1 pseudogene is annotated in these 380 nt (G+C 69.7%); it reads right to left on the reverse strand.

Going from position 1 to position 380, the window contains the following annotated elements:
* Positions 1–380, reverse strand: a pseudogene (locus tag HFC70_RS26740) (hypothetical protein); the annotation flags it as partial.

Below are 380 nucleotides of genomic sequence, written 5' to 3' on the forward strand. Positions count from 1 at the left end.
TGCAGCACCAGCACGGTCTCTTTCAGTTTAGCCTGAACTGGCGCAGCGGCCGGCTGTTGCGGCTGCGGTGCAGGTTCCGACGCAGGCTTGACTTCCGGCGCTTGCTGCACAGGGGCGGGTTCGGCGTGGAATGCCGGTTCCGCCGCCAGCGGCGCCTCATGTTCATGCGGCAGATCGTCAACGCGCGGCTCGCGGCGCGCGGCCGGTTGCGATTGCTGCGGCTCGGCCGGTTCTTCGTCCGGCGCGTAGTTGTTCAGCAGGATGTCATCATACTCCGGCCGCTGAGACAGCGGAGGCGGCGTCTGATGAGCGGCCGGCTGAACGGCGCGGGGCGCAGGCGCAGCCGCCGGAGCGGGCTTCGGCGCGGCCACGGGTTCTTC

It is taken from the genome of Agrobacterium sp. a22-2 (assembly GCF_012276985.1).
In the GTDB taxonomy this organism is placed as follows: Bacteria; Pseudomonadota; Alphaproteobacteria; order Rhizobiales; family Rhizobiaceae; genus Allorhizobium.